Origin of the sequence: Mesorhizobium sp. ISC15 (genome assembly GCF_037162615.1) — a bacterium.
GTDB lineage: Bacteria > Pseudomonadota > Alphaproteobacteria > Rhizobiales > Rhizobiaceae > Mesorhizobium > Mesorhizobium mediterraneum.
Genome location: NZ_JAVSPX010000001.1, coordinates 1,742,188 through 1,766,992, shown reverse-complemented (window position 1 = coordinate 1,766,992; position 24,805 = coordinate 1,742,188). Strand labels below are relative to the sequence as shown.

The 24,805-nt window shown below is 63.4% G+C and carries 19 protein-coding genes and 1 tRNA gene; 5 read left to right on the top strand and 15 right to left on the bottom strand.

Annotated features, from left to right (window positions below):
* Window positions 1–12 precede the first annotated feature (12 nt).
* Genes RPG13_RS08725 through RPG13_RS08715 form a run of 3 tightly spaced genes read left to right on the top strand, consistent with a single transcriptional unit; the run spans window position 13 to window position 4,430 of the window.
* Window positions 13–663 carry a bifunctional DNA primase/polymerase gene (locus tag RPG13_RS08725; RefSeq protein WP_095484323.1) on the top strand — a complete coding sequence of 217 codons (651 nt, stop codon included), beginning with the start codon at window positions 13–15 and terminating at the stop codon, window positions 661–663.
* A 20-nt stretch (window positions 664–683) separates the two neighbouring features.
* Window positions 684–2,816 carry a glycosyltransferase gene (locus RPG13_RS08720; protein WP_245493079.1) on the top strand — a complete coding sequence of 711 codons (2,133 nt, stop codon included), beginning with the start codon at window positions 684–686 and terminating at the stop codon, window positions 2,814–2,816.
* A gap of 39 nt (window positions 2,817–2,855) precedes the next feature.
* A complete protein-coding gene (locus tag RPG13_RS08715; RefSeq protein WP_337124852.1) occupies window positions 2,856–4,430 on the top strand; it encodes a glycosyltransferase in 1,575 nt (524 codons plus the stop codon).
* Here the strand turns inward: RPG13_RS08715 and RPG13_RS08710 are convergent.
* Together RPG13_RS08710 and RPG13_RS08705 are read right to left on the bottom strand one after the other, a co-directional pair.
* A complete protein-coding gene (locus tag RPG13_RS08710) occupies window positions 4,381–5,391 on the bottom strand; it encodes a hypothetical protein (protein WP_337124851.1) in 1,011 nt (336 codons plus the stop codon). The two genes, RPG13_RS08715 and RPG13_RS08710, sit on opposite strands and share 50 nt — an antisense overlap.
* Window positions 5,392–5,501: 110 nt before the next feature.
* Window positions 5,502–6,941 carry an aldehyde dehydrogenase family protein gene (locus RPG13_RS08705; RefSeq protein ID WP_442921333.1) on the bottom strand — a complete coding sequence of 480 codons (1,440 nt, stop codon included), beginning with the start codon at window positions 6,939–6,941 and terminating at the stop codon, window positions 5,502–5,504.
* Window positions 6,942–7,213: 272 nt separating this feature from the next.
* On the opposite strand from RPG13_RS08705, the gene RPG13_RS08700 reads away from it, so the two are divergent.
* Window positions 7,214–8,245, top strand: coding sequence for a hydroxyacid dehydrogenase (locus RPG13_RS08700; RefSeq protein ID WP_337124850.1), 1,032 nt, complete (start codon window positions 7,214–7,216; stop codon window positions 8,243–8,245).
* Between the two features lie 29 nt (window positions 8,246–8,274).
* On the opposite strand, the gene RPG13_RS08695 is transcribed toward RPG13_RS08700, so the two are convergent.
* The 13 genes from RPG13_RS08695 to RPG13_RS08635 all read right to left on the bottom strand — a co-directional run bounded on the left by RPG13_RS08695 (window position 8,275) and on the right by RPG13_RS08635 (window position 23,037).
* Window positions 8,275–8,760, bottom strand: coding sequence for a hypothetical protein (locus RPG13_RS08695; RefSeq protein ID WP_095484329.1), 486 nt, complete (start codon window positions 8,758–8,760; stop codon window positions 8,275–8,277).
* 103 nt (window positions 8,761–8,863) lie between these two features.
* The gene (locus RPG13_RS08690; protein WP_337124849.1) at window positions 8,864–11,629 is read right to left on the bottom strand and encodes a nitrate reductase; all 2,766 of its coding nucleotides are present in this window, start codon (window positions 11,627–11,629) and stop codon (window positions 8,864–8,866) included.
* A 2-nt stretch (window positions 11,630–11,631) separates the two neighbouring features.
* A complete protein-coding gene (nirD, locus tag RPG13_RS08685) occupies window positions 11,632–11,961 on the bottom strand; it encodes a nitrite reductase small subunit NirD (protein ID WP_095485045.1) in 330 nt (109 codons plus the stop codon).
* A gap of 5 nt (window positions 11,962–11,966) precedes the next feature.
* Window positions 11,967–14,417, bottom strand: a complete 2,451-nt coding sequence (nirB, locus tag RPG13_RS08680; protein ID WP_292500655.1) for a nitrite reductase large subunit NirB — start codon at window positions 14,415–14,417, stop codon at window positions 11,967–11,969.
* Window positions 14,418–14,436: 19 nt separating this feature from the next.
* Entirely contained in the window at window positions 14,437–15,678 is a 1,242-nt protein-coding gene (locus tag RPG13_RS08675; RefSeq protein WP_370453338.1) for an MFS transporter, read from the bottom strand.
* 115 nt (window positions 15,679–15,793) lie between these two features.
* Window positions 15,794–15,985, bottom strand: coding sequence for a hypothetical protein (locus tag RPG13_RS08670; protein ID WP_095484334.1), 192 nt, complete (start codon window positions 15,983–15,985; stop codon window positions 15,794–15,796).
* Between the two features lie 397 nt (window positions 15,986–16,382).
* Complete coding sequence (locus RPG13_RS08665; protein ID WP_095484335.1) at window positions 16,383–17,180, bottom strand: ABC transporter ATP-binding protein; 798 nt, start codon at window positions 17,178–17,180, stop codon at window positions 16,383–16,385.
* A gap of 10 nt (window positions 17,181–17,190) precedes the next feature.
* Window positions 17,191–18,087 (bottom strand): nitrate ABC transporter permease, encoded by an 897-nt coding sequence (ntrB, locus tag RPG13_RS08660; protein ID WP_292500659.1) that lies wholly within the window; start codon window positions 18,085–18,087, stop codon window positions 17,191–17,193.
* A gap of 66 nt (window positions 18,088–18,153) precedes the next feature.
* Complete coding sequence (locus tag RPG13_RS08655) at window positions 18,154–19,470, bottom strand: CmpA/NrtA family ABC transporter substrate-binding protein (RefSeq protein WP_292500661.1); 1,317 nt, start codon at window positions 19,468–19,470, stop codon at window positions 18,154–18,156.
* A gap of 360 nt (window positions 19,471–19,830) precedes the next feature.
* Window positions 19,831–21,069 carry a CmpA/NrtA family ABC transporter substrate-binding protein gene (locus RPG13_RS08650; protein WP_337124848.1) on the bottom strand — a complete coding sequence of 413 codons (1,239 nt, stop codon included), beginning with the start codon at window positions 21,067–21,069 and terminating at the stop codon, window positions 19,831–19,833.
* 2 nt (window positions 21,070–21,071) lie between these two features.
* Complete coding sequence (locus RPG13_RS08645) at window positions 21,072–21,671, bottom strand: ANTAR domain-containing response regulator (protein WP_023796771.1); 600 nt, start codon at window positions 21,669–21,671, stop codon at window positions 21,072–21,074.
* A gap of 728 nt (window positions 21,672–22,399) precedes the next feature.
* Window positions 22,400–22,475: transfer RNA gene (locus tag RPG13_RS08640), tRNA-Ala, on the bottom strand.
* Between the two features lie 172 nt (window positions 22,476–22,647).
* Window positions 22,648–23,037, bottom strand: a complete 390-nt coding sequence (locus RPG13_RS08635) for a TIGR02300 family protein (protein ID WP_095485047.1) — start codon at window positions 23,035–23,037, stop codon at window positions 22,648–22,650.
* A 194-nt stretch (window positions 23,038–23,231) separates the two neighbouring features.
* On the opposite strand from RPG13_RS08635, the gene aroA reads away from it, so the two are divergent.
* Window positions 23,232–24,590: a 3-phosphoshikimate 1-carboxyvinyltransferase gene (aroA, locus tag RPG13_RS08630; RefSeq protein ID WP_337124847.1), complete on the top strand. Its 1,359-nt coding sequence runs from the start codon at window positions 23,232–23,234 to the stop codon at window positions 24,588–24,590.
* Window positions 24,591–24,805: the final 215 nt, after the last annotated feature.

Here is a 24,805-nt window from a genome sequence, read left to right as displayed (position 1 = left end):
GAACATTTCTGGATGTTGCCTAAAATAGAAACCGACTATGCGGTCCGGCTGCTGGCGCAGGGCTACATATGCCTGCCGCTTCGTGCCGGCGGCAAGCATCTCGACCTCGAGGCCATGGGGTATGATCCGCTGCATTTGCAGACCCGGCGCAAGGATCTGAAGGAACTCGCCTTCTGTTCCATTGCGTTCCAGCTGTCGCAGAAACCACCGACCGGCGGAGACATCGAGCGCTGGTTTCGAGACTTCGCCGGAAATGTCGGCATATTGGGAGGATTTTCCAACCTGCTGATCCTGGATTTCGACAACGCCGCCGCATATCGCGGCTGGTTCGGCATCCATGGTGAAATTGCAAAGCACACACCGGTCGCAAGGTCGCCCAACGGCTTCCACGTCTATCTGAGGACACGTGAACCGACCGTGTCATCCAGCCTGCATTTCGGCATGCGTCGGGTCGGCCATGCCAAGGCGCTTGGCGGTTACGTGGTCGGCAGTCCCTCGGTGCTGAAGGACGGATCCTCCTATAGCTGGTTGGAGAACCAGTCGCCGTTCGATGTCAAACCGCAGCTGGTCGAGAACCTCGCCAGTCTTTCGTTGCGCCCGGTCTCGCTGCTCAAGCATTATTATGATCGTGTGCGAAACCGCGGTTTTTTCGAGCGGCAGTGAGTAAATCAGAGGAAACGCGATTGGACGTCACGGTCGTCATCCCGGCAAGGAATGCTGCCGCGACGATCGATGCGACGCTGCGCAGCCTGATCTCAGACAGAGATCTGATCGGCGAGATCCTTCTGGTCGATGACGGTTCCGACGATCAGACCGCGTCTGCCGCGATCGGAAGCGCGCAACGATACGGATTGCCGCTGGAGGTCGTCAGCGTCAACCTCGGCAGCGCCGGTGCTGCGCGCAATGTCGGAATTGCGCGGGCCAGGGGCAAATCCATATTCTTCCTCGATGCGGATGACGAGTTGATGGAGGGAGGCCTGTCGCTTTTATATGACGCGCTCCTGCGCAATCCCGAAGCTGGCCTGTCGATCGGGGCCAGCATCCGTCGCACGAACGGGCGGCCGGACAAGCTCAAGACCCCGCACGGATACACCAGCGACAGAGCCCAAAACACCAAGCGATATCTTCTCAACGAGCTCTGGCCGATCGCCATGGGAAGCGCGCTGGTCGCGACATCGGCGACGGCCACGATCCGCTTTCCGGAAGCGATCGGCCTCGACGAAGACACATGCTACTGGGTGGCGCTGCTCGCACGCTTCGATGTGGCGATCGTCTCGGCTCCAGTGCTGCTCTACCATCACGACGAAACGAGAATGGCGCAGCGTTTCATTCTTGCGCCGCGCAGGACGTTTCTTGCCATTGCGCTCGAACTGGACCGGCTGGCTGGATCGGGCGTCGAGCGGGAGGCCCTTCAATGGCGAAAGTCTTGGATCGCGCAGCGGATTTCACGGCAGCTCATCAAGCACAAAAGATACGCCGACGCGGCGGGCATGATGCGGGCCGTTCGCGCCCACAAAGCATCCGGCCGGAGCTGGAAGGCATTGCAGTACAGCGCCCGTATCCACTTCGGAGCAATGACTGAAAAACGCAGTCCGGATGCAAGGTTTACCACCCCCCACCACGGTAAAGAGCGGCGCACGCTGGTGCTGTCCTACGATCCGGCTTTCCCTCCAGCCTCGGGCGCGGATCTCAGGAACCATCGCAACGCCGTGGCCGCAGCAGAATTCGGGCCAGTCTGCCTTGTCTCGATCCGGCCGCAGGCCGATCCGTCGAAACCGGCCGATCCCCGCATTCAAACGGCTGCCTTGACCATCGAGGGGGAAGCCCGCACGGCTTCGATCGGCTGGTGGAGGATCCGTGCCGAGAACCGAATTCCTCGCTCCGCGCTGGCGCGTCTCGAGGCTATCGTTCGCGAATTCTCCCCCGACAGCATCGTGGTCGAGGGCATTGGGCTGTTCAAACTGCTGCGGCCCTTGCGGCCATTGGCCGGGCAGCTCATTCTCGACATGCACAATGTCGAGTCGGACCTGGCGGGACAGTTGCATCGCGCCGACGATGCAAGATCGGTGCCTGCCATCGCCGCCGCCTTTGGCGTCAGGCGCCTCGAAAGAAAGGCGCTCGCCATCGTCGACAGAGCCTGGGTCTGCTCGAGGCAGGACCACGAAAGACTAGCGGCACTTTCGCCGCGCAAGGTGCCGATCGACATCGTGCCGAACGGCATCCCTCGTTTCGAAGACAGCCCCGTCGACCTGCCGGTCGAGGCCGCGACCGACGGGGGCTTTCCGATGATCCTGTTTGTCGGGCATCTCGGATACAAGCCAAACATCGATGCCGCCGAGCGGCTGGCCGCCACCATCCTGCCGCGCATCCGGCAAAGACTGCCGACCGCAAGACTGGTTCTCGCCGGCCGATACCCCAAGCCGGCCGTGAAAGCTCTGACCGGACTGCAAGGCGTGGACCTCGTCGAAAATCCGGACGATATGGGGCCACTGCTGTCGCGCGCGCATCTCAGCATCATCCCGCTTTCGGCAGGCGGCGGCACGCGCATCAAGGCTCTCGAAGCAATGGCCTGGGGCATTCCGGTGATTGCGACGCCGCTGGCGGTCGAGGGCCTGGACCTGGTCGACAATGAAGAGGTGCTTCTATCGGATTCGGATGAAAGGCTTGCCGACATGGCCATCGAACTTTGTCTGGACCGCAGGCGCATGGCGAGCCAGCGCGCTCGCGCGCATCAAGCGGCATGGTCCAGGTTCGGCCCTGAAGCCGTCCGCAATGCCGTCCGCGGCGGCTTTGGGCTGGACGATGCCGGCACATGACACCCACGCTTTTTCCAATCACCGATCGATGAGCCCCCGATGATCCCGCCCATCCTGCACCAGACGTGGAAGACCGACAGCGTCCCTGCCCGCTTCCAGGGGTATGTCGAAAGCTGGAAACGGCACCATCCCGGCTGGACGACGATGTTCTGGAGCGACCGGAGGCTGCTCGAGTTCATCGCCGAGCACTATCCGGATTTCCTGTCGATCTTTTGCAGCTATTCACATGGTGTGCTGCGCGCCGATGCGGCACGCTATCTGCTCCTGTACCATTTTGGCGGCGTCTACGCCGACATCGACTGCGAATGCGTCGCCGCTTTCGATCCGATCATGAACGAGGATCGGATCGTGCTCTGTAAGGAACCGGATACGCACGCGCTCGTCCAGGCAAAGTTTCGCGGCCTGCCCTATTTGCTGTTCAACGGCACGATGGCGAGCCCGCCCCGGCATCCCTTCTGGCTGCAGGTCTTGTCGCTGTTGCCGGGGCTGGTCCATGCCAAGGAAGCGCTCGACGCGACAGGCCCCTGTGTGCTGACCTCCGCGCAGCTCGGCTATGGCGACCAGGCGGCCTTCGCCATACACGGCTCCTCCTTGTTCACGCCGGTGGACTCGGCCGGGCGCACGGACATGCCAGCCGGCAGCGGAGCGCTGACGCTGTCGATCCATCACTGGGCGGGCACATGGTGGACGGCGCGGCCGGCAACGCGGCGGCGCGACAAAGTCCGCAACCACGCCTACCGGCTGTGGCACCATCTGACACGCGGCGCACATCTGGACGAGGCCGCGGCGAAAGCGAGCGTCAGCCAGGCGGCGCTTTCGGCATCGCCGCCGTCAGGCCCGAATCTCGCCATTCTGGTGCCGCTGCGCGATGCCGCCGACCATATCCAGCCGTTCCTCGATGCGCTGCAGGCGCTCGACTACCCTAAGGACAGGATCAAGCTGGTCTTCTGCGAGGGCGACAGTTCGGACGGAAGCTGGGAAAGATTGCAGGCGGCAGTGGCGCCGCTTGCCGGCAGCTATCGTGGCGTCGTCCTGCTGCAAAAGCGTCTGGGCACGCACCTCGATCGGGCGAAGCGAACGAAACCGCGACAGCAGCGCGAGAGACGGGGCGCCATTGCCAAGGTGCGCAACCACCTGATCGATCATGGGCTGGATGCGGACGACGACTGGGCGCTGTGGATCGACATCGATGTGTGGCGATTTCCGAGCGATGTTGTGAATCGGCTGATCGGAAGCGGGCATCGGATCGCGGTTCCCAACTGCGTGAAGATCGCCGGCGGCGACAGCTTCGACCTCAACAGTTTCGTCACCACCCAGCCGGAAAAGAACTATCGTTACTATCGTGAAATACGCGGCGGCCTTTACCAGCCGCCTGCCTATTCCATAGGCCGCCTTCACCTTAGCGATGTTCGGCATCTCGAAAGCATCGGTCTCGATGGGGTCGGCGGAACCATGCTTCTTGTCGACGCCGCCTTGCATCGTGGCGGTCTTCGATTCCCGGAAATTCCCTACCGCGATCTCATCGAAACCGAAGGCTTTGGCGCCCTCGCCAACGATCTGGGCATCAGGCCCGTCGGTCTTCCCAAGCTTGAGATACTCCACGTTCCGTGGTGATTAGGGCCGATCGACGCTGTTCGAGCTCGTGCCGGATCGGTTCCAGATAGGCTCGCGGCCGCAGCCTTTGCCAGACGTAATCGCGATCGGTCAGATGCGCGACCTGGCCGACCCATTGTCGCATCATTTCGGGGTCCCGAACCTGCCGCCAATCGTCGACTATGATGACGGGCAGCCCTTCATAGAGAGGATCGAGCGGCGACGTCCTGGTCACCACGATGCAGCCCAGATACAGCAGTTCCCACGTCCTGTGGCAGTCTAGGCCGCTTCCAGCCGCCGAAACGACCAGCGGATACTGTGAATAGCGCTCCCAGATCGAGTGCTGCGATAGCCGCCTGTCAAGAAAATCAACATGCGGGCACCCCTTCAGGGCATCGACCATATCCCGTCGCTCCCTCGGACCCCTGCTCAAGTTGAGATCACAGAATATTCTGAGCGGGCGACGGTCCGGCGCGTCCTGCCGACGGCGAATGGTTTCGAGAAGCCTCGCAAGCTGTCCGGGCGTGGTAAAGCCACGCATGGTGTGAAGATCGAGGCCGATCGGGAAAGGTTTGAGCTTGGGGTGATCGCCGACGCAGTTCTGGCTGTACCAGGACACCAGGAAAGGATTGGCGAGAAGCCGATCGACAGTATTTTTGGCGAGATTTGACGGCACCGACGCATCGCCATCCGTTGTCACCAGCGAGAACGGCGCCTTGATGGTCGGCAGGGCCACTTCGACGAAAATGTCGAGATCGCAGACACGCAACTCCCTGGCCCGGGTGCTCAGGCGTAGCCAGACCACGCCATATGCACCGCTATAGTGCTTGCGGAAGAAGGCCTCCGTCTGTGCCGATTCGGTCGGTGCGTATCGATACCAGCCTGGACCGGCAAAATCGCAAAACTGCCCGATGCCCTTAGACCATAACAGCGGCGGAACGCGAAGAAAGGGCAGCGCGGCGGAATGAACCGCCTTTTGCAAGAGCTTTAGCCGACGAAACCTGCCCATCTGCAAGCATTAGCCCAGGCATCAGCGCCGTTGCAACGTGGGCACGGGCATGCTCGCCCGTGCACCCCGCTCTGCCGATTTTATTAGCCGGCGAACGTATAGGCGGTCTTCACCGTAGTGTAGAACTCCGCCGCATAGCGGCCCTGCTCGCGCGGACCGTAGCTCGATCCCTTGCGTCCGCCGAAAGGCACATGGAAGTCGACGCCCGCGGTCGGCAGATTGACCATCACCATGCCGGCCTCCGAATTGCGCTTGAAATGCGTGGCGTGCTTGAGGCTCGACGTGCAGATGCCCGACGTCAGCCCGAACGGCGTGTCATTGGCCACCGCCAGCGCCTCGTCATAGTCCTTGACGCGGATGACGTTGGCGACCGGTCCGAAGATCTCCTCGCGCGAGATGCGCATGGCGTTGGTGGCTTGCGTAAACAGCGCCGGTTGCAGGTAGAAGCCCCGGGTTTCGCGATCGAGCCGCTCGCCGCCGAAGGCCAGATCGGCGCCTTCCTGGCGGCCGATGGCGATATAGTCTTCGTCCTGTTTCAACTGGCTCTGGTCGACCACCGGTCCGATCTGGGTTTTCGCATCGAGAGCGTCGCCGACGACCAGCTTGGCCAGGCGATCTTTCATCGCGTCGACGAAGCGGTCATGGATGCCGTCCGTCACGACCAGGCGGGACGATGCCGTGCAGCGCTGGCCGGTCGAGAAGTATGCGCCATTGATCGCGCAGTCGACGGCGACGGCAAGATCTGCATCGTCGAGCACGACAAGCGGGTTCTTGCCACCCATTTCGAGCTGGAACTTGCGCATATGCTCGACGCTTGCGGCAGCCACGCGCTTGCCGGTGCCGACCGAGCCGGTGAAGGTGATGGCATTGAGGTCAGGGCTGTCGAGCATGGCCTGGCCGACCACCGAACCCTTGCCCATGACGAGATTGAGCACGCCCTTCGGCAGGCCGGCGCGATGCAGGATGTCGACAATGGTCCAGGCGCTCTCCGGAACCAGCTCGGCCGGCTTGAAGACGATGGTGTTGCCATAGGCCAGGGCAGGAGCGATCTTCCACGCCGGGATGGCGATCGGGAAGTTCCACGGTGTGATGATGCCGACAACGCCGACCGCTTCCCGCGTGATCTCGACACCGACGCCGGGCCGCACGCTTGGAACCAGCTCGCCCGACAGGCGCAGCGCCTCACCAGCAAAGAAATCGAAGATCTGGGCGGCGCGCACGGTCTCGCCAACGCCCTCGACCAGCGTCTTGCCTTCTTCGCGCGCCAGCGCCCGGCCTATTTCATCTTTGCGCGCGGTGATCTCGTCCGACGCCTTCCTCAGCACCGCATGGCGTGCCAGCAGACCCGATCGCGACCATGCCGGAAATGCCGCTTTCGCCGCCGCGATGGCCTGCCGGGCCTGCTCGGCGCCCCCCGACGCATATTCGCCGACCACGTCGTCGAGATTGGACGGGTTGATGTTGCGGGAGCCGGCATCGCCTACCCACTCGCCATCGATGAGGTTCTTACGAATCGGGATCATGTCGCTATCTTCCTTGTCGTCCTTCGATTGCCGTCTATCTGGACCACCGGCCGCCACACCGCAAGGCCGCCGGCGACAAAGTTCTCCTCCTCGACGGGCATGTGATAAGCAGGTTTCGGAAAAGTGTCCCACGGTTTTCCGATAAAAACCTGCGACAAACAAAAACCTATGCAGGTGAAGCATGGCGAAGCCCCGCAAGCCTGCTTAGGTGTCGCGGCGGCAAAATTTGATTCTAATGTGGTGCGACGCGGATCGCGCCGGGAGGAACTACCATGTCCGACAGCGCGTTGCCGCTGGTGATCAGCGCGCCCGAGCCACGCACGCTCGACCTGATTTTCACACCTGAGGCACTGGCGAGATTCCGTGCCAAATACCGTATCGTCGAAACGTCGCCCGAAGGCGTCGCCGCCCTGCCGGCCGACGTGCTCGCCGAGGCGCGCTACATTGTCGGCCAGCCGCCGATCGCGCCGGAGACGCTGGAAAGAATGACGGCGCTGCGCTGCGTCTTCAATGTCGAAAGCAACCTCATCAACAACATGCCGTATGAGACGCTGTTTACGCGCGGCATCCATGTCGTCACCACCGGCCTGGTGTTCGCCGAACCCGTTGCCGAGCTCGGCCTTGCCATGGCGCTCAACCTCGCTCGCGACATCGTCGATGCGGACCTTGCCTTCCGGCAGGGCAAGGAGCTGTGGGGCGGAGACGGCAACCGGACGGCGCGACTTCTTTCCGGCGCGGATGTCGGTATCATCGGCTTCGGCGATCTCGGCCGTGCGCTCAACCGGCTGCTGTCGGGCTTTCGCACGCGGACCAAGGTTTTCGATCCGTGGCTGCCGCCGTCGATCCTGATAGAGAACGGCGTCGAGCCGGCGTCGCTCGACACGATTTTGTCGGAGAGCGATTTCGTTTTCGTCGTCGCTTCGGTGACCAGCGAAAATCAGGGTTTTCTCGGCGCTGAGGCCTTTGCCAGAATGCGCAAAGGAGCCGCCTTCGTCCTGCTCAGCCGTGCCGGCGTGGTCGATTTTCCGGCGCTGATGGAGGCCGTTCGCAGCGGTCATATCGTCGCCGCCAGCGACGTGTTTCCGGAAGAGCCGCTGGCGCAGGATCATCCCGTGCGCACGCTGCCCGGCTTCCTGCGCTCCGCCCACCGGGCCGGCGCGCTCGACATCGCCTTCAAGCGCATGGGCGACATGGTGCTGGAAGACATGGATCTGATCGACCGCGGCCTGCCGCCGATGCGTTCGAAGCGGGCCGAACGCGAGACGGTGTCGCGGATGCGTTCGAAGCCGGTCGACAAGAACTGAGCCGTCAAGCCAACGCCTGCACGGGTTTCTCAGATGGTGAACGACCAGAACAGGCAGGCCAGCGTCGCTGCGGCGAAGACGACAAAGAACAGACTTCTCAGCAGGATGTTGCGGCGCAGCTCGTTCATGAAGAGATGGCAGCCGACGACTGCTGCGACAAACAGAAAGCGCCAGTTCAGCAGCGCAGGCAGGATATTGCTTCGATCGAAAGCCCATCTGGCGGCGAGGCAGCCAATGATGGCTGCGAACAACACGACGACTGTCCAGAAGATCGCATCCGCGGCGTTCGTCAGGACGACGCTGGCGGCCCTGATCGGCAGGATCATCATCAGCAGCGCGCTGAAGAAATAGACCGATGCAAGCGGGATAAACGTCCCGGCATCGGCGACGTCGTCCAGGCGTTTTGCGCCGATCGCACCATAGGGATAGCCATGCTGGGCCACTGCCAGGCTGAGCGCCATCAGCAAAGCCGTCAATATGGCGACCAGTGCGAATGAAGTGAGGGCTTTGCTCATAAGGGTCCTGTTCGGAACGAATCGAATGAGGACTTTGGTAGCCCATGGTTTGTAAATTGCTGGTAAGCGTCGAGGCCCGGTGCGACAGAGTTTCTCGACGCCCTCACTCCGCCGCTTGAAGGCGTCGCGCCTCGATGATGGTCCTGATCTCGGCGCGGCAGGAGCCGCAATTGGTGCCGGCATTCAGGGTGGCGCCGATCGCTTCGACGCTGCTGCAGCCGCCGCGCACCGCTTCCGCGATCTGATTGGCGCCAACTCCGAAGCAGGAGCATACGATGGCGCCCCGGTCGGCGCGATTGCCGCCCGGCCGCCCGGCGACGATCGCCAGCCGCCCGCGCCGATCGGCATGGTCCGCGCTCAACTGCTCCACCGCCCAGCTGCGCGACACCGCGACCGGCTTGGGCGCAAGATAGAGCGCGCCAGCCAGCCGGCTGCCGGCGAAGCGGGCAAAGCGATAGTTCCCGCCGGTGACGTCATGATAGGCGAGCGTCTCGCCTTGCGCGTCCGTCCCGAAAAGCGAGCCTGCGAAAGCCGGCCAGTCCCGGCCGGCTTCCAGCGCAAGCTCGAGGCGCCAGCCGGCGGCGCAGCGGGCGAGGCTCCAATAATCAGCGTCGATCGAGGCCGGCCGTTCGGCAAACACGGCGAAGCCGAAGGCGGCAGCAGCGAAGCGTTCCACGCGGGCAGCAACATTCTTCGAGGCCGGCTGGCCTGAAATAGCATCGGTGATGGGCGCCACCAGCGCATCGACGCGAGCGCGCGCTGAGAACTGGTCCGTCCAGTGCATCGGCACGAAGACCGAGCCTGGCCGCTGCCGCGCTGTCACCAGCGCGCGAGCCAGCACCTCGCCACGCACAGTCGAGACGTGCACGATGTCGGCATCGCCGATGCCGAAGTGCTGCGCATCCGCCGGGTGGATTTCGACGAAGGGCTCGGCCAGATGCTGAGACAGTCGCGGGCTCTTGCCGGTCCGCGTCATGGTGTGCCAGTGGTCGCGGACGCGGCCGGTGTTGAGGATCAGCGGATAGTCCGGGCTGGTGCGGGCTTGCGCCGTCGGGCGGACGGCGATGAATTTCGCTTTGCGGTCGGGGGTGTAGAAGCCGCCATTGGCGAAGAAGCGAATGGGCTGGCGCCCAGTCGTGCCGCCCCCCTCTGGCCTGCCGGCCATCTCTCCCTCAAGGGGGGAGATTGGCGGTTTTGCCGGCTGCGCCCACTCATCAGGCCAGAGGGGGGTGCCTGGGCTCGGCGCTGGCCACTGGAAAGGCACCAGCGCGTCGTAGTCTTCTCCATCGGTCCCGGCGTACGCGCCTATATCAAAATCGCGCGCGCCGTCATTCTCGAATGCCGACAGCGCGGCGTGCTCAGCAAAAATCTCCCTTGGCGACGCATGCGAAAACGCTTCGCCAAAACCCATCCGCCTGCCCGCCTCGGCGACGATCCACCAGTCGGCTCTTGCCTCGCCGGGCGTGGCCAAAAAGGCGCGCTGGCGCGAGATGCGGCGCTCAGAATTGGTGACGGTGCCGTCCTTCTCGCCCCATGCTGCGGCGGGCAGGCGGACATGGGCGTGGCGGACCGTGTCGGTCTTGGCCAGCACATCCGACACCACGACAAACGGGCAAACCTTGATCGCCGCCTCGACGGCATCGGCATCCGGCATCGAATCGACCGGGTTGGTCGCCATGATCCACAGCGCCTTGATGCGCCCGTCGGCCACAGCCTGAAACATCTCGACCGCCTTCAAGCCGGGTTTTTCGGCCACAGTCGGCGCGTCCCAGAAGCGCTGCACGCGGTCGCGATGTTCGGGGTTTTCGATCTCCATATGGGCAGCCAGCATGTTGGCCATGCCGCCAACCTCGCGACCGCCCATGGCGTTGGGCTGACCGGTCACCGAAAACGGCCCGGCGCCGGGCTTGCCGATGCGGCCGGTGGCGAGATGACAGTTGATAATGGCGTTGACCTTGTCGGTGCCCGAGGACGACTGGTTCACGCCCTGGCTGTAGACGGTCACCGTCTTGTCAGTCGCGGCAAACAGGCTGTAGAAGCGGCCAAGCTCGTCCTCGCTCAAGCCCGTGGCAGCGGCGATACCGGCAAGGTCGAGCGCCGAGGCGGCCGAAAGGGCTTGCCCGAAGCCGGTCGTGTGCGCCGTGATATAGGTGCGGTCGAGCGCGTTATGCTGGCCGAGATAGGCGAGCAGCCCTGTGAACAGCGCGACATCGCCATCCGGCGCGATCGCCAGATGCATGTCGGCGAGATCCGATGTCATGGTGCGGCGCGGGTCGATCAGCACCACTTTCATCTCGGGCCGTTTTTCACGGGCGGCGGCGATGCGCTGGTAGAGCACCGGATGGCACCAGGCGAGATTGGAGCCGACCAGCACGATGAGGTCGGCAAGCTCCAGATCCTCGTAGCTGCCCGGCACCGTGTCGGAGCCGAAGGCGCGGCGGTGGCCGGCAACCGACGAGGCCATGCACAGGCGCGAATTGGTGTCGATATTGGCCGAGCCGATAAACCCCTTCATCAGCTTGTTGGCGACATAATAGTCTTCGGTCAGCAACTGGCCGGAAACGTAGAAGGCGACCGAATCGGGGCCGTGCTCGGCAACGGTTTGCGAGAAGGTCGAGGCGACGAGGTCGAGCGCTTCGTCCCAACCGGTGCGGCGGCCGTGGATCTCCGGATAGAGCAGCCGTCCGTCGAGGTCGATCGTCTCGGCCAGCGCCGAGCCCTTGGAACAGAGCCGGCCGAAATTGGCCGGATGGTCGGGGTCGCCGCGGACGGTCACCTCACCGTCCGCAGCGACCTTCGCCAGCACGCCGCAGCCTACCCCGCAATAGGGGCAGGTGGTCCTCACCTCGCGCGCTTCGTCGATCTTCATGCTCAGGCCGCGCGACTGGCCAGCGCTTCTAGCGCAATGAACAGACGCTCGCCGTCGATCCGCACCGGAATGGTGCGCACCGCACCTTCGTCGGCGCCGAGCGCCTTGCCGGTCTCTAGCGAAATCACCCAATTGTGCAAGGGACAGGTCACCGCCGCGCCATGGACGATGCCTTGGCTGAGCGGCCCGCCCTTGTGCGGGCAATGATCTTCGATGGCGAAGACCTGGTCCTCTGCCGTGCGGAAGACCGCGATCTTACCTTGAGGCGTGGCGACGCAGCGCGCGCCGCGGCGCGGAATGTCTGATATCGAGCCGATTGATATCCAGTTCATCATGATCACTCCGCCGCCTGCGCGAAGCCGACCGAAGCCATCGGCCGGAACTCGTGCTTGTCCTTGCCGGAGACGCGTTCCGACCACGGATCGACCTGCGCGAATTTCTGCGAAAAGACGAAGCGGTCGAAATAGGCCTTGCGCTTCTCGCCATCGTCCATGATCTGGCGCTTGATCTCGGCGATGCCGATGCGCTTGGCCCATTTGTAGATGCGCTCGAGATAGCGGCCCTGCTCGCGATACATCTGCGTCAGCGCCACGATATGCTCCAGCGCCTCGTCCTCGGTCTTGACCAGGCCGAGCACCTCTGTGCCCTTGATGTCGAGGCCGGCGGCCCCGGCGAAATGGATCTCGTAGCCTGAATCGACGCAGATCACGCCGACATCCTTGCAGGTTGCTTCCGCGCAGTTCCTCGGGCAGCCCGAGACCGCCATCTTGACCTTGGCGGGCGTCCACGAGCCCCACATGAATTTCTCGATGCGGACACCGAACCCCGTCGAATCCTGCGTGCCGAAGCGGCACCAGTCCGAACCAACGCAGGTCTTCACCGTGCGCAACCCTTTGGCATAGGCGTGGCCGGAGACGAAGCCAGCCTGGCCGAGATCGGCCCACACCGCGGGCAGGTCTTCCTTGCGGATGCCGAGCATGTCGATGCGCTGTCCGCCGGTGACCTTGACCATCGGGATCTCGAACTTGTCGACGACGTCGGCGATGGCGCGCAGTTCGGCGGCATTGGTGACGCCGCCCCACATGCGCGGCACCACCGAATAGGTGCCGTCCTTCTGGATGTTGGCGTGGACGCGCTCGTTGATGAAGCGCGACTGGTAGTCGTCGGCATACTCGTCCGGCCAGTCGCAGACCAGATAGTAGTTGAGCGCCGGCCGGCATTTGGCGCAGCCGCAGGAAGTGGTCCATTCCAGCTCCTGCATGACGGCGGGGATGGTTTTCAGGCCCTTGGCCTTGATCAGGCGGCGGACTTCGTCGTGGCCGAGCGTGGTGCAGCCGCACATCGGCTGCACCGCCGCCGGATTGTACTTGTCGCCGATGGTCAGCACCATCAGCTTTTCGACCAGCCCGGTGCAGGAGCCGCAGGAAGCCGACGCCTTGGTGTGGGCACGCACGTCGTCGAGCGAGGTCAGGCCCTTAGCCGTGATCGCGCCGGTGATCTTTCCCTTGCAAACGCCGTTGCAGCCGCAGATTTCCGCATCATCCGGCAAGGCTGCAACGGCCGCCATAGGGTCCAGGGAGGCGCCTCCCTGGTATGACTGGCCGAAGATAAGCGTGTCGCGCATTTCCGATATGTCGGTCTGCTTCTTCTTGAGGTCGTTGAACCAGGCGCCGTCGGCCGTCTCGCCATAGAGCACGGTGCCGATGATGCGGTCATCCCTAAGCACCAGCCGCTTGTAGACACCGGCCGAAGCATCGCGCAGCACGATTTCCTGGCGGTCGTCGCCCTCGGCGAAATCGCCGAGCGAGAACAGCTCGATGCCGGTGACCTTGAGCTTGGTCGGCGTGTCCGAATGGACGAAGGCCGCCTTCTCGTCGCCGGCAAGCTGGCTGGCCGCGACGCGCGCCATTTCGTAAAGCGGCGCCACCAGCCCATAGACCTGGCCACTGACCTCGGCGCACTCACCGAGCGCATAGATGTCGGGATCGTTGCTGCGCATGCCGGCATCGACGACGATGCCGCGATTGACGGCAATGCCGGCTTCCTTGGCGATTGCGGCGTTCGGCCGGATGCCGACCGCCATGACCACCAGCGTCGCCGGGATGATGGTTCCGTCGGCAAGTTCCACCTGCTCGACCTTGCCGTTGCCCGTGATCGCCTGGGTGTTGGCCTTGGTGATGACCTTGATGCCGCGTTCTTCAACCGCGCGTTGCAGGAGATAGCCGGCGGCGGGATCGAGCTGGCGCTCCATCAGCGTCGGCATGACGTGCAGCACGGTGACGTCCATGCCTTGCGCGTTGAGGCCGGCCGCGGCCTCCAGCCCGAGCAGGCCGCCGCCAATGACCACAGCCTTGGCCCGCGACTGGGCGGCAAGCATCATGGCCCGGACGTCGTCCAGATCGCGATAGGTGAGCACGCCCGGCAGATCGTGGCCCGGCACCGGGATGATGAACGGCACCGAGCCGGTGGCGATGACCAGCTTGTCATAGGGCTCGGTCACGCCATGATCGGAGGTGACTGTCTTTGCCTGCCGGTCGATGGCGACGATCTTGTGGCCCTTGTAGAGGGTGATGCCGTGCTTGATGTACCAGCCGTCGCCATGGATGATGATCTCCTCATAGGCCTTCTCGCCCGACAGAACCGGCGACAGCATGATGCGGTCGTAGTTCACGCGCGGCTCGGCGTTGAAGATGGTGACCTGGTAGCGCCCAGGCGCCTTTTCCAGGAGATGCTCCAGCATGCGCCCGGGGGCCATGCCGTTGCCGATGATGACGAGTTTTTCGGTCATATCCTGATCCACTCCGGTCTCACTCAGCCGCATAGGAAAGGCCTGAAGCTTCGGCAGACGCCGTGCGCTCCATCCGCCGGATGGAAAAATGCATCCAGGCAAAGCAGGTGGCGACGATGACGAAGAGCAGCATGAAGCAGCTCGACCAGACGCCGGTGAGGTCGTTGAGCGCGCCGAAGGCGATTGGCAGGATAAAGCCGCCGAGCCCGCCAATCATGCCGACAACGCCGCCGACCGCGCCGACACTCTGCGGGTAGTAAGCCGGGATGTGCTTGTAGACGGCGGCCTTGCCAAGGCTCATGAAGAAGCCGAGCACGCAGGCAACGGCTATGAAGGTGAGCGGGCCGATCTCGAAATGGAAGGCGATCGGCCCGCTGATGCCATGCACGACGTAGTCTGCCGAGGGGAGAGACAGAACGAGAGTCGCGCCGGCACTGACAGCGAAGGTCCAGTAGAGCACGGTGCGGGCGCCGATCCGGTCTGAAAGCACGCCACCATAGGCGCGGAAAATACTTGCCGGAATTGAATAGGCCGCGCCGATCATGCCGGCGGTCGCAAGCCCGAAGCCGTAGACGCCGATCAGGTAGCGGGGCAGCCACAGCGACAGCGCGACGAATGCACCGAAGGCGAAGAAATAATAGAAGGCGAAGCGCCAGACCTGCAGATTCTTGAGCGGCGCGAATTCCTGCAAGAAGCTTCTCGCGGGCGCTGCCTTGCAGGCACGGCGCTCGCGGATGACCGGATCGTCGCCGGTCGTGAACCAGAAGACGGCGGCCATGACGACGAGTGCTGCCGCCCAGATTAGCGCGACCGACTGCCAGCCCCAGGAGAGAAGCACGAACGGTGCCAGGAACTTGGTGACTGCGGCGCCGACATTGCCGACACCGAAAATGCCAAGCGCCGTGCCCTGCCTGCCGGCCGGAAAGAAACGCGAGACATAGGCGACACCGACGGCGAAGGAACCGCCGGCGAGCCCAACGCCTAGCGCGGCGACCAGCATCTGTCCGTAGGTGTGCGCAAAAGCGAGCAGGAAGGTAGCGACCGCCGCCGCAAGCATGGTCGCGGTGTATACCAGCCGTCCGCCAAAACGGTCGGTCCAGACACCGAGCACCATGCGCACGAGCGAACCGGTGAGGATCGGCGTGCCGACCAGCAGGCCGAACTCCGTCTCGTTCAACCCAAGGTCCTGCTTTATACGCACGCCGATGATTGAAAAGATCGTCCACACCGCGAAGCAGACGGTGAAGGCGATGGTGGACATCACAAGCGCCTGCTGGGGAGCACTGTCCTGGCTGGGCGCGGCTGGGAGATTTGCAGTCAATGTCTGGCTCCGGTTTGCGGCGTGGGAGGCACCGCGGATGTTTGCGGGTGAATGATCAGCGGCGCGGCATCGGCGCGTGCAACGAGACCGGGTTCGCCACGGTCGGGTCTTTGCTTTCCGTCTTGGCGCCGACGGGAAACAGCAGGAGCGCGGCGGTGAACAGCGCCGCCGTCAGCGCGCTGCTGGCCAGAAAATCGCGGCGCGTGAAGTCCGCGAGGGACGCGCCAGTTCCGATCCGTTTCGTCATCGTCGTCTCCGGTTGGGCGCCGCTTGGGACCAGCGCCGTCGATCGCGTAAAAACAAAAAAGCCGCCGGCCAGGTCTTCGCGCGTCCGTCCATCCGGGATCGCGTATGACCTGAGCGGCAGCTTTGCCTGTGGCGCCCGCCATTGGACGCCGTGTCACTTGGCCCTTGCGGACCTACATTCTAAAAAGCAGGAAGCGTGCCAATTCGACAGCGCTCTAGATTACCGAATGAAATCAATGTGAATCGCAGCCGAGCGATTTTTGACCAAGCCCGGCATCGGATCAAAGATTAGTCAGAATGCCTTGCGCAGCAGCATAATATTTGTGCAATGCGGTAGATTGCCCATTGCCGATGCAGATTGCCAATTGTCGATGATGACGCGTTTTTCGGTCATGGCCTTACTCTGCGGCTTCGACGAAGCGGTGGCGTTCGTAGAGGAACTTCAGCACCGCCTCGCGGCAGCGCAGGAAGGTCCGGTCGGAGGAAAGCTCGATGCGCCGGCGCGGCCGGGCGAGCGGCACGGGAAGCACCTCGCCGATGGTTGCCGCCGGGCCGTTGGTCATCATGACAATGCGGTCGGACAACAGCACCGCCTCGTCGACGTCATGGGTGATCATGATCGTCGTCGAGCCAAGCCGGGAATGGATATCCATCACTGCGTCCTGCAGATGGGCGCGTGTCAGCGCGTCGAGCGCGCCGAACGGCTCATCGAGCAGCAGGATCTTCGGCTCCATGGCCAGCGCGCGGGCGATGCCGACGCGCTGCTTCATGCCGCCCGAAATCTCAGCCGGACGCTTGTCCCTGGCATGCGCCATCTGCACGAGGTCGAGATTGCGCATGATCCAGTCATGCCGCTCGGCCCGGGTCCTGGTGCTGCCGAACACCTTCGACACCGCCAGGTTGATGTTTTCGTAGACGGTGAGCCACGGCAGCAGGCTGTGGTTCTGGAACACCACGGCGCGCTCGGGACCGGGGCTGTCGACCTCCTTGTCTTCGAGCAGGACCGCGCCGGCGGACACTCTCGTCAACCCGGCGATCAGGTTGAGCAAGGTCGACTTGCCGCAGCCGGAATGGCCGATGATCGAGACGAATTCGCCCTTGTCTATGGTCAGCCGAATGTCCTTCAGCACCTCGCTGACCTGGCCGCCGCGGGCGAAGGATTTGTCGATATGGTCGAGTTTCAGGTAGGCCGTCATCGCTCTCTCCTCACTTTGCCGTTGTGCCGCGGGTGACGAAGGCGCCGACCGCCGCGACCAAGCGGTCGAGGCAAAAACCGGTGACGCCGATATAGGCGAGCGCGACGATGATGTCGGGCAGCCGCGACGAATTCCAGGCATCCCAGATGAAGAAGCCGATACCGACGCCGCCTGTCAGCATTTCGGCCGCGACGATGGCAAGCCAGGACAGGCCGATGCCGATGCGCAGGCCGGTGAAGATGTAAGGTGCCGCGGCCGGCACCATGATCTTCACGAAGAATTCGAGCTGGTTGAGCCTGAGGATTCGGGAGACGTTGCGGTAATCCTCTGGAATGTTGCGGACGCCGACGGCGGTGTTGATGATCACCGGCCAGATCGAGGTGATGAAGATGACGAAGATCGCCGACGGGCTGGAATCGCGGAAGGCAGCCAGTGACAGCGGCAGCCAAGCGAGCGGCGGCACGGTGCGCAGAATCTGGAACACAGGGTCGAGGCCGCGCATCGCCCAGATCGACTGGCCGACCAGAGCGCCGAGCGCGACGCCGACGATTGCAGCCAGGCCGAAGCCGATGGCGACGCGCTGCAGCGAGATCAGCACTCGCCAGGCCAGTCCGATATCCTGCGGACCATAGTCGAAGAACGGATGGGCGATCAGATCGTAGGCCTCGTTCCACACCTGGCTCGGTGGCGGCAAGCTGGCATTGGGCGACGAGCAGGCGACCTGCCAGATGACCAGCATGACGGCGATAACGACTGCCGGCGGCACCAGCGTGCTCGCCAGTTTGCCGGCGATCGCGGCGGGATCGAAGCGGCGCCTCACCTTGGCGGTGAAAGCTATAACCTCTGCGGGCTTGGCAGGCGTGGGGAACGCCTTCACCTTGCTGTCCTCGATGGTTTGGATAGACATTTCGCAAAAAGCTCCTTGAGCACGTGGAGTGACAGGCGGCGCCAACGGCGCCGCTTGCCGTCGACGTCAGGCCGATGCCTTGATCTTGAGGCTGTCGAGATAGGCGGACGGGTTGGCCGGATCGAAGATCTTGCCGTCGAAGAAGGTCTCCACGCCGCGCGATGAAGACGCCGGGATGTCGGCCGCAGCGACGCCGAGATCCTTGGCCGCCTCGCGCCACAGATCTTCGCGGTTGACCTGATCGACCAGCGCCTTGATGTCGGTGGTCGCCGCGAATTTTCCCCAGCGGATGTTTTCGGCGAGGAACCAGCTGTCGTGGCTCTTGAACGGATAGGACACGCCGCCCTTCCAGAACTTCATGTAGAGGTCGGTGCCGGTGGCGACGCGGTCATTGCCGTAATTGATGTCGCCCTTGAGGCGACCGATGATGTCGGCGGTCGGCACGTTCATCCATTGCCGCTTGCCGATGATGGCCGCCATCTCGTCCTTGTTTTCCATGGCTTCGCACCATTGCTGGGCTTCCATGACGGCCATCAGGATCGCCTTGGTGGCGTTCGGGTTCTTGTCGATGAAGGCGGCGCGCAGGCCGAGCGCCTTTTCCGGATGGCCCTTCCACAACTCGCCCGTCGTGGCCGCGGTGAAGCCGACGCCCTGGTGGACGAGCTGCTCGTTCCACGGCTCGCCGACGCAGAACACGTCCATGTTGCCGACCTTCATGTTGGCGACCATCTGCGGCGGCGGCACGACGATGGTCGAGACGTCCTTGTCGGGATCGATGCCGCCGGCGGCCAGCCAGTAGCGCAACCAGAGATCATGGGTGCCGCCCGGGAAGGTCATGGCGGCCTTCACCTCCTTGCCCTCGGCCTTCTTGGCGGCGAAGGCGTCCTTCAACTTGGAGGCATCGAGGCCGACGCCGGTGCCGGCATATTCCTGCGCGACGGAAATGGCCTGGCAGTCGTAGTTCAGCCGCGCCACGAGCGCCATCGGCATCGGCTGGTTGTTCTGCGTCACCTTGCCGGTGTGCATCAGGTAAGGCATCGGCGTCAGGATATGGGCGCCGTCGATGCCGTTGGCTTCGCCGCCGAGCATCAGATTGTCGCGCGTCGCGCCCCAGGAGGCCTGCTTGAGCACCTCGACATCGGGCATGCCGAATTTTTCGAACAGGCCCTTCTCCTTGGCGATCATCAGCGGCGCTGCATCGGTCAGCGCGATAAAGCCGAGCTTGGCGCCGGTGACTTCCGGAGCTGCCGTCGCCGCATAGGCGCCGGACGGCAGCAGCGCGCGCGCCGCCGCCAGCGTTGCCGCGGTGGCCGCGCTCATCATCAGGAAATCGCGGCGGGTGACGCCCTTGAGGGCGGATTGGGTTTTGATGCGTTTCGTCATCGTCGTCTCCCGTTGGGCACTGCTTGGGATCAGCGCCGTCGATTGCGTGTTCGGTCAAAACAAAAAAAGCCGCCGGCCAGGCCGCGCGCGTCCGTCCATCCGGGATCGCGTGTTGACCTGAGCGGCAGCTTTGCCTGTAGCGCCCGCCATTGGACGCCTATTCCGTGACCCCGAGAAGAGTCTGCCTATTGCAAAGCAGGAACCGTGCCAGTTTCGGAATGGCTGACAAACATCAATGAGATCAACGGCATGCCGCAATCGTCGGCGCGCTGGCCTGCTGGGCGAGCAAGCCAAAGATTGATCATTAGCGCAGGCGCACGCATAATTTTTGTGCAATGCACAAGAATGGCGCGAAAATGATCAGGCTTCGGCGCGCGCCAATTTCTGCCCGGCAATGTAGGCGTCGATCTCGTCGGGATCGAATATCTGGCCATCGAAGAAACCATCGGGGCCGAGCACCAGACTGGCGCCGGCGGAGCCGACAGGTGTGGCAGACGCCAGCGCGCCCTCGACCTTCGAATTGGCGCCGGGAAGTGCGACGCCGAGCGGCTTCAGCGCCGACCGGTAAAGATCGGGGCGGTAGCAGTCGCGGGCAATAGCGAGGTTTTCCGGCGTGTGCGCGACATGCCCCCAGCGCACCATCTGCGTATAGAACCACAGCGCGTGGCTCTTCCATGGAAAATTCGCTGCCTTGCCGAAAGGAAGAAAGAAGTCCTCAACGGTCAGTTCCGCGCCACCGCCCAGCGCGACATGTCCGGTCAGGATCGGCATCTGCAGCGCCGGCGAAAGGCCGAGAACGGAAGGCTGCGCCATGAGGGCGGCCAGTTCGCCGCGGTTTGCCGGATCCTGGCACCAGCGGGCCGAATGATGCAGCGCGCGCAGCAGCGCCGCCAGCGCATCCGGATTCTGCTCCGCCCACGCCTTGCGCACGCCGACCACCTTTTCCGGGCTGTTGCGCCACAGCAGCGCCTTGACGGTGACGATATGGCCGGTGCCGGCAACGATTGAGGCGCTGTTCCAGGGTTCGCCGACGCAGTAGCCGTCGATCCTGCCGGCGGCGAGCGCGTCGGCCATGAAGGGCGGCGGCACGATGACGATTTCTATTTCGCGCGACGGATCGATGCCGCAGGCCGCGAGCCAGTAGCGCAGTTCGTAATTGTGTCCGGAGTGCGGATGCACGACCGCAAAGCGCAGCGGGTCGCGACCGGCATTTGCCCGTTCACGGATCAGCACCCCCAAGGCCTTGCCGGCTCGCGCCGGATCGAGGTCGGGCAACGCACCGTGCGCGGCCATGCCCGCCCAGACCGTGTTCGAAACCGTTACGCAGTTGCCGCCCAATCCCAGCGAGAACGGCACGATCGTCTCGGAGGCGAGTGGCGTGAGTCCCAGATTGCAGGCGATCGGCATCGGCCCAAGCATATGCGCCAGATCGAAATGTCCGATCGCGATGCGGTCGCGGATGTTGGCCCAGGATGTCTCGCGACTGAGCGTCAGGTCGACGCCTTCGCGCGCGGCAAAGCCGATCTCCCTCGCTGCGACAAGAACCGCGCTGTCGAAGAGCGGTATGAAACCGGCATTGATCTGGTGTTCGGCCGCCATGCTCAACTCTCTCCGGGATCCAGAAGGCCTGCCGCCGTCACCAGGCTCTGCGCGATTTCGCTGATCTTGCGGTTCTGGTTCATGGCGGTCTTGCGCAGAAGCGTATAGGCTGCGTCCTCCGACAGGCCGCGCGACCTCATCAGGATGCCCTTGGCGCGGTCGATGACCTTGCGGTCCTCCAATTCACTGCGGGCTTCTTCGAGTTCGCGCGCCATCCGCGAGAAGGCGTTGAAGCGGCTGATCGCCATGTCGAGGATCGGCTTGACGCGCTCCTGGCGCAGCCCGTCGACGACATAGGCGGAGACCCCCGCTTCCACCGCAGCCTCGATCGAAGCCTGATCCGACCGGTCGACGAACATGGCGATCGGCCGCTTCACCACGCGCGAAAGCTGGAACATGTTTTCAAGCATGTCGCGGTTGGGATTTTCGAGATCGATGACGATTACGTCCGGTTCGATCTCGGCGATCCGCCGCGCTATTCCCGCAACATCGTGAACGACCGTGACCTGCTCATGCCCGGCCTCCCGCAATCCCGCCTCGATGATGGAGGCGCGAATGTGGTTTTCATCGATCACCAGGACGGTGAGGGATTTTCGGATCATGCCGTATTTTGCGCACGCCGCGCGATTGTGCAATGCGGCACGGCAATAATTGACGCAGTCATCTCTTCGAATTCAGAGGGACCACCATATGTTCGCGGAGCCGACCCGTTAAGCTTCTTTAAATACCATTAATAGGGCTGACTTTGGTTTTTGTATCCACTGCGCTATCTTCCAATTGCGAACCTTGTCTCGCTGCCTAGAAGATTGGAGGTTTCCATGGATCGGCGATCATTTTTGACAGGAATGTTTGGCCTTGCTGGGGCAGCAGCCCTTGTGAGCGCAGTTCGGCCTATCGACGCAATAGCCGGTGTACCGGACGCCAGAAGCGGCATTCTCGATGAACTCGACGCGCCGGATATAGAAACCTTCGAGGACGAAGATACTCAAGCAGAGCCGGTCCGCCATCGGCGGTGGCACCGCAGGCGGCGGCGCAGGCGGCGCGCTTGGAGAAGGGTCTGCCGTCGCTACTGGCGGAATGGCTATCGGCGCGTCCGGTGCCGTCGCAGGCGGGTTTGGGTCTGGGATTGGTATTATTAGCAAATAGTGTGCTGAAAACCCCGGTGGTTGCCGGGGTTTTCGCTTCAGGCGACCGCTAGGAACCCTGCGGCGGATGTCACCGCAAGGTGTCGGCTAGCAGAAATCCAGCGAACAGGAGGACCGACCGGTTTTGTGAGGCCTGCCAGTGATAGGCAGGCCGCCTAAAGAGACTGATTTCCGTAGGAGAAAACTGGTGGAGCCAATCGGAATCGAACCGACGACCTCTTGAATGCCATTCAAGCGCTCTCCCAACTGAGCTATGGCCCCACTTCCGGCAGTCTACCGGCGCCGTTGCCGGCGAAGAGATCCGGCGCGGGTTGAGACCGCGCCGTTAGTGCAGGCGGCTTCTAACCCCGCCTTCCGTCAATATCAAGCCTTCAAGAGCGGCTTTTTCTTAAGACGCCGCGAAAGTCGGCGGTCGCTCGCGTCAGAGGCCGGATCAGACTTCGTCGTCGTCGTCGCCGACGCCGATCATGTCGGCGACATCGTCGTCTTCTTCCTCTTCGTCGGCGAGGAAAGTATCGTCGTCGTCATCGCCGAGGTCCACATCGTCCTCGTCATCGCCGAGATCGGGAAGATCGTCGGCTTTCGCATCCTCGTCGGCCTCTTCGAGGGAGACGACCTCGACACCCTCTTCCTCCTCGGCGTCCGCTTCCTTCTCGGCAACTTCCTCTTCCTCCTCGATGGGGGCGACCTTGCCTTCCTCGAAATAGGAACGTGGATAGCTCTTGCCGGTATAGGGCGAGACGACCGGATCCTTGTTCAGGTCGTAGAATTTTTGACCCGTTTCGGGGTCGATGCGTTTGGTGCCAAGTTCGGGTTTTGCCACAGCAAGCCTCGTCGATGAAAGTTTGGTCCCCATAACCAGAGTTTACGGCGCTGTCAAAGCCTAAAGCCAACGTCATAAATCCCGGTGTTGAGAGACCTGTTGCAAGGGGATGACCATTTCGGTCCGCCGTGATACGAGACCGCCCAAACCAAAAGAAAAGGCCGGCTGCCGGCGTTTGATCCAGGGAAAACCCCATGTCGCACACTGCCGCCCCGAAACCGGCCACCGCTCGCAAATCGTCAGCGCTTTCAGGCACGGCGCGGGTGCCCGGCGACAAGTCGATCTCGCACCGCTCGTTCATGTTCGGCGGCCTCGCCTCCGGCGAGACCCGCATCACCGGCCTGCTGGAAGGCGAAGATGTCATGCGCACCGGCGCGGCGATGAAGGCGATGGGCGCGCATATCGAGAAGCACGGCACTGAGTGGGTGATCCGCGGCACCGGCAACGGCGCGCTGCTGCAGCCGGAAGGTCCGCTCGATTTCGGCAATGCCGGCACCGGTTCGCGCCTCACCATGGGCCTGGTCGGCACCTACGACATGGAAACGACGTTCATCGGCGACGCCTCGCTGTCCGGCCGGCCGATGGGCCGTGTGCTCGAGCCGCTGCGCCAGATGGGCGTGCAGGTGCTGAAGGCGACGCCCGGCGACCGCATGCCGATCACGCTGCACGGGCCCAAGCACGCAGCGCCCATCACCTACCGCGTGCCGATGGCCTCGGCGCAGGTGAAGTCGGCGGTGCTGCTCGCCGGGCTGAACACGCCCGGCGTCACGACCGTCATCGAGCCGGTGATGACGCGCGACCACACCGAGAAGATGCTGAAGGGATTCGGCGCCAATCTGTCGGTCGAGACCGACGAGCGCGGCGTGCGCCACATCTTCATCGAGGGCCAGGGCAAGCTCACCGGACAGACGATCGCGGTGCCGGGCGACCCGTCCTCGGCCGGCTTCCCGCTGGTGGCGGCGCTGATCGTGCCGGGCTCGGACATTACAATCGAAAACGTGCTGATGAACCCGACCCGCACCGGGCTTCTGTTGACGCTGCAGGAAATGGGCGCCCGGATCGACATTCTCGACCCGCGCAACGAAGGCGGCGAAGATGTCGCCGATCTGCGCGTGCGCTATTCCGAGCTGAAGGGCGTCACCGTGCCACCCGAACGGGCGCCGACGATGATCGACGAATATCCGGTGCTTGCGGTTGCAGCGAGCTTCGCCGAGGGCGAGACCCTGATGCTGGGGCTGGAAGAACTGCGGGTGAAGGAATCCGACCGGCTGTCGGCCGTCGCCGAAGGGCTGAAGCTCAACGGCGTCGACTGCGCCGAGGGGGAGGCCACACTGGCGGTGCGTGGAAAGCCCGGCGGCAAAGGGCTTGGCAGACATCCCAATGGACGCAACACCGTCGTCCAGACCCATCTCGACCACCGCATTGCCATGAGCTTTCTGGTGATGGGGCTGGCAGCGGAAAAGCCTGTCACCGTCGACGACCAGGCGATGATCGCGACCAGCTTTCCCGAGTTCATGGGGCTTATGAAGAGGCTGGGGGCGGAGATCGAGTGACAGTTGATGGCAATCAATAGCCTTGAAGGTTGGGGCCAAACTGAAACGTCGGCGGGACAGCGCCCCCCTCTGTCCTGCCGGACATCTCCTCCACAAGGAGGGAGATCGGCAGCTTCGGCGCTCCGCTCAATCCTGCAACGTAGACAATTGGCGAAAGCCGCGGTGACCGCCAATCTCCCCCCAAGTGGGGGAGATGTCCGGCAGGACAGAGGGGG